Here is a 9,284-nt window from a genome sequence, read left to right on the forward strand (position 1 = left end):
CAATGAAGTTGTCGGCAAGGTATCGCTGGGCAAGCAGCCGGGCTTCCTCGCCGCAGGCGAAGGCGGGGTGTGGGTGCAGGAACAGGGCGACGGCACCGTCGCAAGGGTCGATCCCGAAACGATGGAGCTGGTCGGCCGGATAAAGGTCGGCGAGAACCTGATCTATGGCGATATCGACGTCGGCGGCGGCGCGGTCTGGCTGCGTACCACCGACGACCAGACTTTCGCCAAGATCGATCCCGCGACCATGCAGGTCGTCACGCGCGCAGGCGCGGCGGCTGGCAGCGGCGCGCTGCGCTATACCGATGCGGGCATCTGGACGTCGGCGCATGACAACCAAACCCTGTCATGGTGGTCCGAACCTGCCGCTGCCGCGGAGGAGTGACCGCACCCCTCAGACCGAAGACAGGAAACACCCGGGCCAATGTCCGGGTGTTTTCGTTTGAGGGTCCGGCGGCTGGGGAGGGGGAAGGATATAATCTTCCCGCGATTCGCCCCGCTAGGCGGGTAATGTTGCAGCATTGCTACTATCGATGCGCCCGAAATGCCCTGTTGCCCCGGTCCCGTATCACACGCAAAACAGCGAAAATCCTTGCGGTGCAGACATTTGTTGCCGGACAACGCAGTTGCAGCATTGCTGATTTAATACGCTTGACGCTTTTGGTAATATCTATACCTTGTCTCTCGTCGCATTAAAGAACGACGCAAAGCCACTGGGCAGAGGAATTTCGACATTGGGCCGTTCGCGGCCCGATAAGGAGGTTTTCTATGCACCAGCCGCAAGATGGCAGCACGCATCGTTCCTCCGCTTCGCAGGCGGATCCCGCCGCGCAGGCAGCATCGGATGCAGCGCCCGGCGCGAAGGTGCGGACGACGATCGTCAACCTGATCCCGCCCTTCACCCTTGCCGCCGTCGTCGCCTTCTGGGGTTTCGCCCCCGACGCCTGGGTAGAGGCACCCTATACGCTCGTCATCGTCGCCGTCGCGATCATGGCGTGGATCCAGGGCCTCGAATTCCTGTTCGAACGGCACGAAGGCTGGCGCATCAACCGCCGCGAATTCGCGACCGACGTCTTCTACACCGTGCTGATGTACACCGTGGTCGGCTGGACCGCGACCAAGATCGCGGACGAGCCGCTGATGGCGCTGAAGGAACGGCTTGGCATCGCCACGCCGTGGCTGATGGAACTGCCCTTCGTGGTGCAGGCGCTGATGGTGATCATGCTGGTCGAATTCGGCCAGTATTGGATGCATCGCCTGATGCACAACGTGTATCCGCTGTGGCTGACCCACGCGCCGCACCACCACGTAACACAGCTCAACGCGCTGAAAGGCGCGGTCGGCAACCCGATCGAGCTGGTGCTGATCAGCCTCAGCGTCGTCGCGCTGTTCGATTTCAGCCTGGCCGCGATCTTCTGCGCGATCAACATGGGCGGCGTCATCTCGGGCTTTGCCCATGCCAATGTCCGGTCGAACCCGCCGCTGTTCTACTCATTCCTGTTCACCACGATCCGGCATCACAGCCTGCATCACACGGCGCTCAGCTATGAGGATACGCGCTGCAACTATGGCAATTCGATCATCGTTTTCGACCGCATCTTCGGCACCTATCGCGACGGCGAATCTGCCATCGTCGGGCAGGACGACCGCAGGCGTCTGTCGATCTACGAACAATTCATGTTTCCCTTCCAGCCCGTGATCGACCGTTTCAAGGCCGGCCGCGACGAAGGCGGGAAGGACAAGTCAACACCCTCGGCGGGTTGAACCCCGCCGGGCCGCAGGAAGAGTACCGGATCGCACAGCCCGGCCAATGGACAGGCGGGCAGCACGGCGGGCACGGGCACAAGCCGCAAAAGCGGCAGCACGGGCGAACGCAAGGTCCTGAAATCGAAGGAATACCAGCTTTGACCCCGCGTCAGGGCGCGGGGAAGTTTTAACCCAATGAGGGGGTAACAGATGAATTATTGCGCGAAACTACGCTTGGGTCTTCTTTCTGCGACAATGCTGACGGGCGGTGCCTTCGCAACCCAGGCGGCCGCGCAGGACGCCATGGATGCGCCGACCGAAACCGCGATGATCGAGGACGAGAACGCGATCATCGTCACCGGCACCCGCCGCAGCACGACCATCCAGGACACGCCCATCAACATCTCGGCCATCGGCGCGGAGGAAATCGCGGCGCAGCGCATGCAGGACGTGCGCGACATCGCCGACTTCACGCCGGGCATGACCGTGCTCGACACCGGTCCGGGATCGACCGGCGACATCGTGCTGCGCGGTCTCAGCGCCAGCGACACCGACGATTTCGGGTCGAACTACAACAGCTCGCTCGGCGTCTACATGGGCGAGGTCCCGCTCTACTTCGACTTCAAGCTGCTCGATCTCGAGCGTGTGGAGACGCTGCTCGGACCGCAGGGCACGCTCTATGGCCTCGGCACGCTGTCGGGTGCGATCCGCTATATCCCCAACCGCCCCAACACCGACGTGATCGAGGGCGAGGTCCACGGCCGCGGCTATGCCATGTCGCACAGCGACGATTTCGGTTATCAGGGCGACTTCACCCTCAACATTCCGATCGTGCGCGACCACATCGCCTTCCGCACGGCGACCGGCTATTATTCCGAAGCCGGCTTCATCGATTATCCGCTCATCGTGCAGGAACCGGGCATCTCGCTGCCGCAGCCCAGCGGCCCCGATGTCGTCAACCGCGAGGATTATGGCGCCAATCTGCGTCGGGCAAAGGATCTCAACTATGAGAAGACCTTCACCAGCCGCAACCAGCTTCTGCTTCAGACCAGCGAGGATCTGAAACTCTTCCTGACCTATGCCTATCAGGAGACGAAGACGGGCGGCGCGCAGGCCAACAGCAATGGCGTGCTGGGCACCGGCCTCTACGAAAACGCCAGCCGCTTCGAAGAGCCGACCACCCGCGAAGCCCATCTGGCGGCCGCGGAAGTCAACGCCAATATCGCCGATATCTTCGACGTTGTCGCGACCGGCGCCTATACCGAGGTCAACACCGAAGCCATCGGCGACGTGACCGACCTGCTGCTCGACCTCGACTATGGCTACGAACTCTATCCCGCTTTCTCGGCCTGGAACGAGTCCGATACCAAGCGCGAGCAGGTCAATGCCGAGATCCGTTTCGTGTCCACCCACGGCGGACCGCTGAGCTGGGTGCTGGGCGGCTTCTACAACGAGAACAAGTACCAGAGCGACTATGCCGAGCGCACGCCCAACCATCCGTGGGGCGATCCGGAAACCAATCCGGAATATCTGGAATATGTCAGCTACATCACCTCGAAGGTGACCGAAAAGGCGATCTTCGGCGAAGCCACCATTCGGCCCATCGATATCTTCCAGATCACCGGCGGAGCGCGCTATTTCGACTATACGTCGGAAATCGCGGGTGCGGCGGCACTGCCGCTGCTGGGCGATCCGCTCAGCCCGTATGACCTGCCGGCCAATGGCGGTGAGGGCGGTCAGGACGGTTGGGTTTGGAAGTTCAACAGCTCGATCGACATCACGCCCGACCTTATGCTCTATGGCACCTACTCCAAGGGCTATCGCATCGGCGGCCCGAACCGGGTGGCGCCTTGCGATCCCAGCATTCCGCAGGACCCGTCCCAGTATGACGGTCCGCAGGTTATCTGCGCACTGCCGAACGAGATCCAGTACGGTCCCGACACGACCAAGAATATCGAGATCGGCATCCGCAGCCAGCTGTTCGACCGGATGCTGACGCTGAACTTCAACGTGTTCAAGATCGACTGGGAAGGTCTGCAGGTCGCATCGGCCACCACCTATGGCGTGACCGGCATCACCGTGAACGCGGGCGCGGCGGAATCGAAGGGCTTTGAAGGATCGTTCCAGTTCCGCCCGATCCCCGAGCTGTCGATTCAGGGCACCTATTCCTACACCGATGCCGAGCTGACCGAGGACGTGGACTCGAACGGCGACGGCGTGGTCGACTCGCTGGACGGCCTTATCCCGGTCAACGATCCTCCGGGCGTCTATCCCAGCTCGCCGATCAAGCTGATCGCGCGTGACGGGGACCGGCTGCCGGGTTCGCCCCGGAACTCGGGCACGCTTGGGGCGACCTATATCATGCCGATGGGCGAGGGCGATATCCGGGCGAACTGGACCGCGGTCTATCGCGGCAATGTCGTCACCCGCCTCGGTTGGGACCGCGCCTATGGCGACAAGCTGCACAGCTTCGTCACCCACCGCGCCACGATCGGCTATGAAACCGACGTGTTCAGCGTGAACCTGTTCGCGGACAATATCTTCGACAATTACGCCGTGGTGTCGGTCGCCAACGACCGTTCGCGCATCGGCCTGAACGACGGCGTGCAATTACGCTATTACCGCAATGTCGTGCTCAACCCGCGCACCGTGGGTGTCGAGGGCCGTTTCCGCTTCTGATCTGAATGTCGTGGAGGAAGAGGCCGCCTGCCCCAAGGGGTGGGCGGCTTCTTCTTATGCGGAAACGTCGAAGCCCTGCTGCGCCAGCCATGCCCGTACCGGTTCCAGCCCCTCGGCATGGGTGCGCCATTTGCCCACCCCGTCGGCATTGATCGGACGGCGCACTTGCGCCGCACTGGGCGTGGCGACGGCGGCGGTGTTTTCGTGGAACGACAGGCAGGCGGCGTCCCACGTCAGCCCGCAATGATCCAGCAGGCGGCGCGTCTGCCCTTCCTGATCGGCCACCAGCCCTTCGTATGACAGGGACAGCACGCGGCCCGGAAACAGCCGGTCCCACAAGGCCATCAGCCGGTCGAACCGCGCATAGTAACGGGCAGTGTCCATCAGATCGTAGGAATAGGCGTAATAGGCCGACTCGCTGGCGAACAGATTCTTGAAGTTGCTCCACACCGTATCCATCGGATTGCGGCGCAGGCACACGATCCGCGCATGGGGCAGGGCGCGCGCGATGTGGCCGACATAAAGGAAATTGGCCGGCAGCTTGTCGGTAAAGCGCGGCGTTTCGCCCGCGTGATGATGACCCGCCTGCGCCAGATAGGCGCTGCCGATGGCGGCGGGATCGGCCTGCATGCTCTGCCGCACGGTTTCGGGATCGACGATGGTGCGCGACCGCGTGCCCGACAGGCGCTTGACCGCCAGAGGCATCGCCTGAAGCTCGCCCGCCGATGTCACATCGGGATGCGACGACAAGATGCGGTCGACCAGGGTGGTGCCAGTACGCGGCATGCCGACGACGAAGATGGGTGAGGGGTCGGGGTTGCCATCGCCAGCGGGCACCGCGCCCGAAAACGCGGCCTCGATCGCATCGAAAATGGCCGCGTCCTGCGCGAAATCATAGCGCAGCTCGCGCTTCTGCCCGGCATTGGCGGCGGCAAGATGCGCGAACGCCTCGGCGTCGCCGACATCCTCCATCTCCTTGGCCAGCGCATAGCGGATGCGCAATGCGTCGCCGGGCGTCGCGGCCTTGGCCAGCGCAGCCTTCAGCCGGGGGATATGGTTGGAATCCGCACTCTGGCGCGACAATATGGCCAGCGCGTAATGCGCGCGGGCATTGCCCGGATCGGCGGCGATGATCGCCTCGTAATGACGGCGCGCATCCTCGTTCCGCCCGGTAAACCCGCTCGCGGCCGCCAAATTGTAGCGATAGTCGATATTGTCCGGCTCCGCCTCGACCGCGGCGGTGAAGGGCGCGACCGATGCCTCGTGCTCACCCAGGCGGGCCAGCACGCAGCCGATGGTGTCGAGGCTGCGGGCATCCTGCGATTCCAGCGCCAATGCGCGCCGCGCCGCCTCTGCCGCTTCGCCGTCGCGGCGCAGCAGGATCAGCAGTCGGGCAAGCTGAGCAAGATGTTCCGCCTGCGGCCCGCGCTGGACCGCCGCCTGAATCAGCGGCACGGCCTTGGCGACCTGACCCGCTTCGGCGGCGATCATGCCCAGCAGGAAATAGCCCTCGGGCCGATCCGGTTCCGCATCGACCAGCGCTTTCGCGGCCGTGGCGGCAGCCTGCAAGTCGCCGCGCTTCAGCGCCGCGCGTGCCTGCGTTTCGGATGGGTGGATCTGGGGTGTCGCGGCCCGGTTAGCGTCTAGGCCAGCATTCGGGCCAGAATTCGGGGCGGAATTGGGCCGGGAATTCGGGCGTTTGTCGGGCGCGGGATCCATGCCCGTCACCCTATGCAGCAATGTGCCGTCAGGCAAATGCCGCGTCGGGAAATCCGGCGTCCCGGCCCCTGTCGAAAGGGGCCGGGATCAGCCGTATTGCATCAGCGAGCCGACGCCACCCGAACGGGCGTGTCGCTGCGCGCCATGCGCTGTTCGATCTGAAGGCGGATATCCTCCTTCACGGCAGCCTGGCACTGGCGCGCTTCGGCGGCCACGGCGAGGTGCACCTTCGCCAGACCGTTACCGCAGACGGCGCGGGCGGCATCGTCCATGCGAATGGCAAGACGCTGCTGTCCTTCCACGGTCGACAGGTCGAGCCCGTCGAGGCGCAGGGTCGCGGTTTCATCTACGAAAGGATCGCCGGTTGCGGCGGCAGCGGACGTCGCCATGCCGAGCGCGGCTAGTGCCAAAAGGGCCTTCTTCATCATCGTCTCCTGCGAACTGGTTTCAATACCGCTCTCGGGCGGTTCTCATCCGCAATAGACGATCGCGCGGAATCTGGCAAGAATCCACGGAAAAACGTCGGTTTCAGCAGCGACCACCCCTCTTCAGGGACGGAAGCCTATGTTCAATTCAGGCGCAAACCACGCTAATCAAAGCGCATTTCGCGTCACCACTGCGCGCGCACCTCCAGCGAGCCGAGATTGCTTGAATCGCCCAGAACACCGATGGGAAGCGCGACTCGCTCAACCGATTCGGCCTGTTCCTGCGTTTCGTGCAGCGATACTTCGATGCTCCGCGCGCTGGGTGCGGTCCATTCGCGCAGGGTTTCCAGCGGCAAGCTCGCCTTCCAACCCTTGTCACCCTGCACCGGCACCAGCCGTCCGTTGATGCGCACCTGCGCCGACGGATTGGCGCGATATCCGGATACCTGCAGACAGCTGTCCCCGCCGCAGCGTACCAGACGCGTGCTCGTCTCGTCCGAAGCCTGCGCTGGCGCTGCGAGACCCGCCATCGCAAGCGCAGCCAGCGCCACGGCGCGAAACGGAATGCGGACAAGCGGGGCGGCAGGACGGAAAACTATCATGGGCAGATCATATTGCGGGTGCGAAAGGCAACAAGTGTCCATTCTGACACCCCCCCGCCCGGCGCGGACTCCGGTCCGGACCCGTCCGCTAGAACGCCATGAACAGGTTCACGTTGGCGACATGGTCCGAACGGTCCTCGCCATCGCGGAAGACATGCTGGTTGAGATAGCCCGGCACCACGTCGATCCCCTGCGCCACCGGAAAAGACAGCCCGGCGAAATTGCGCCACACCGACAGGCCGCCGCGCTGCACGCTGGTCTCGTTAAGGTCGACGAAGGGCTCGGTATAGGCAACGATCCGGTTGCGCGGCGTCACCGGTACGCGAAGCTGCAGCATGTTCCGCACCCGCCAGCCGGTCCCGCCGCGCTCCTCGAAGAACCGCTGCTCAAGCCGGGTGCGCGAATCCAGCGTGATGCCGTCGCTCTCGATCAGCCGGACGTTCAGCTCCTGGTAGAGCCGGTGCTCGTTCAGCTCGACCGGCCCGACCGGATCGGTCAGCACATAGGCATAACCCACGCCCGCATTGACCTTGTCGTCGAAACGGTAGGCAACCAGCGAACGCAGCAGCAACTGGCCCAGTCGGTCGGCATCATTGGTGAAACGCTCCTGCGCTTCCACCCGGACATAGATGTCCTCCGCCGCATCGATGGTCGCGAACTGGCCCAGCCAGATGTTGAAGTCGTCCTCCGTCGCACTGGCCGGGGCGGCGAAGCCCAAGGCGGCGGAAAATACGGCGGACAGGGCGGCAAGACCGCGGGCGAATTCGTGCTTGAACATCATTGGCAACCTGAAAGAGGCGGGGGAAGGGCCCTATAGGCAGGGGTCCTGCACCCCGCAATCCCGCCGCCTCCGCATTGCCCATTGGGTCAGATCACCCCCCATCCGCGCAGAGCGCTATAGGCGCTGGTGGCGACCAGCACGATGCTGACGGCGAACAGCAGGACGCGCGGCGGCACGCGCTTGACCAGAACCGCTCCGAAAGGCGCGGCAATGACGCCGCCGATGATCATGCCGACCGCCGCCACCCCGAACGCCGTCAGCCCCAGCGTGGCGATAAAGGACACCGAGATCGCGACCGCCAGCAGGGACTCGGCCGTGTTGACCGTCCCGACCACCTTGACCGGATCGCCGCCCTGCACCAGCAGGTTCGACGTCACCACCGGCCCCCATCCGCCGCCGCCCGCGGCATCGAGGAAGCCGCCGACCATCGCCAGCGGACGCGTCATGCGCGGATCCTCGAACCGGGGTTTCGCCATGCGCACCGCTTTCACGAACAGATAGACGCCCACGCCCGCCAGATAGGCCATGACGAAGGGCTTTGCCGCCGAAGCGTCGATGCTGGTCAAAAGATAGGCGCCGCCGATCCCGCCCAGCACGCCGAACGGCACCAGCCTGCGGAACAGCCCCCAGTCGACATTGCGCTGCCAGATATGGCTCACGCCCGACGCGCCGGTGGTGAACATCTCGACCAAATGGGTGGTGGCAGAGGCCGCGGCAGGCGGCATGCCCATCAGGCTGACCAGCATGGTCTGCGACAGCACGCCGAACGCCATGCCCAGCGCGCCATCGATGATCTGCGCGCCGAACCCGACAAGGATGAAGGGCCAGATATCGGCGAAAGTGAGGGAGATGTCGAACATGAGGAGGTCCTCTCCGTTACGGAAGATCAGAAGACGTGCTGGACGGTCAGGCCATAGGTGCGCGGATCGCCCGGCGTGCCGACGATCAGCCCGGTGTTGCCGCCGGGGACCTGCAATTGTTCGAAGTAGTCCTTGTCGAAGACATTGCGGACCCAGCCGAAGACTTGCAGCCCATTGTCGGCCCGGAACCCAGCGCGCAGATTGATCAGCGCATAGCCATCGACCCATGTGTATTCGGACGGCGTCGGATTGCTGGAAAAGCGCGAGCGGTAATTGCCGTCGACCCCCAGATAGACCGCCCCGTCCAGACCCAGCAGCACCGCCGGCACATTGCCCTCCGCCCCGTATGACAGCGCCCATTTCGACACGCCGGGCAGGCGCTGGCCCGATATGTCGCAATTGGCGGGGCTGATTCCGCCCGGCGTGCGCGGCGCGCTGGGGGCCTGCCCTTCCGCCGCGGTCGTGCCGCCCG

The 9,284-nt window shown here is 64.2% G+C and carries 9 protein-coding genes; 3 read left to right on the plus strand and 6 right to left on the minus strand.

Going from position 1 to position 9,284, the window contains the following annotated elements:
- From ACU0BR_RS00060 to ACU0BR_RS00070, 3 genes are all read left to right on the plus strand, one after another.
- On the plus strand, positions 1-385 hold a 385-nt coding region (locus ACU0BR_RS00060; protein WP_446154792.1), incomplete at its 5' end, for a YncE family protein.
- A 383-nt stretch (positions 386-768) separates the two neighbouring features.
- Complete coding sequence (locus ACU0BR_RS00065; protein WP_446154793.1) at positions 769-1,764, plus strand: sterol desaturase family protein; 996 nt, start codon at positions 769-771, stop codon at positions 1,762-1,764.
- A 285-nt stretch (positions 1,765-2,049) separates the two neighbouring features.
- Positions 2,050-4,425: a TonB-dependent receptor gene (locus tag ACU0BR_RS00070; protein ID WP_446154794.1), complete on the plus strand. Its 2,376-nt coding sequence runs from the start codon at positions 2,050-2,052 to the stop codon at positions 4,423-4,425.
- Positions 4,426-4,479: 54 nt separating this feature from the next.
- Here ACU0BR_RS00070 and ACU0BR_RS00075 read toward each other — a convergent pair whose 3' ends face one another.
- From ACU0BR_RS00075 to ACU0BR_RS00100, 6 genes are all read right to left on the minus strand, one after another.
- The gene (locus ACU0BR_RS00075; protein WP_446154795.1) at positions 4,480-6,144 is read right to left on the minus strand and encodes a tetratricopeptide repeat-containing sulfotransferase family protein; all 1,665 of its coding nucleotides are present in this window, start codon (positions 6,142-6,144) and stop codon (positions 4,480-4,482) included.
- Between the two features lie 101 nt (positions 6,145-6,245).
- A complete protein-coding gene (locus ACU0BR_RS00080) occupies positions 6,246-6,569 on the minus strand; it encodes a UrcA family protein (RefSeq protein WP_446154796.1) in 324 nt (107 codons plus the stop codon).
- A gap of 185 nt (positions 6,570-6,754) precedes the next feature.
- A complete protein-coding gene (locus ACU0BR_RS00085) occupies positions 6,755-7,171 on the minus strand; it encodes a hypothetical protein (protein WP_446154797.1) in 417 nt (138 codons plus the stop codon).
- A gap of 88 nt (positions 7,172-7,259) precedes the next feature.
- Positions 7,260-7,949 carry a DUF2490 domain-containing protein gene (locus ACU0BR_RS00090; RefSeq protein WP_446154798.1) on the minus strand — a complete coding sequence of 230 codons (690 nt, stop codon included), beginning with the start codon at positions 7,947-7,949 and terminating at the stop codon, positions 7,260-7,262.
- Positions 7,950-8,038: 89 nt separating this feature from the next.
- Positions 8,039-8,812, minus strand: a complete 774-nt coding sequence (locus tag ACU0BR_RS00095; protein WP_446154799.1) for a sulfite exporter TauE/SafE family protein — start codon at positions 8,810-8,812, stop codon at positions 8,039-8,041.
- A 26-nt stretch (positions 8,813-8,838) separates the two neighbouring features.
- A partial coding sequence (locus tag ACU0BR_RS00100; RefSeq protein WP_446154800.1) for a TonB-dependent receptor domain-containing protein occupies positions 8,839-9,284 on the minus strand: 446 nt, incomplete at its 5' end.

Source organism: Brevirhabdus sp., from assembly GCF_052826345.1.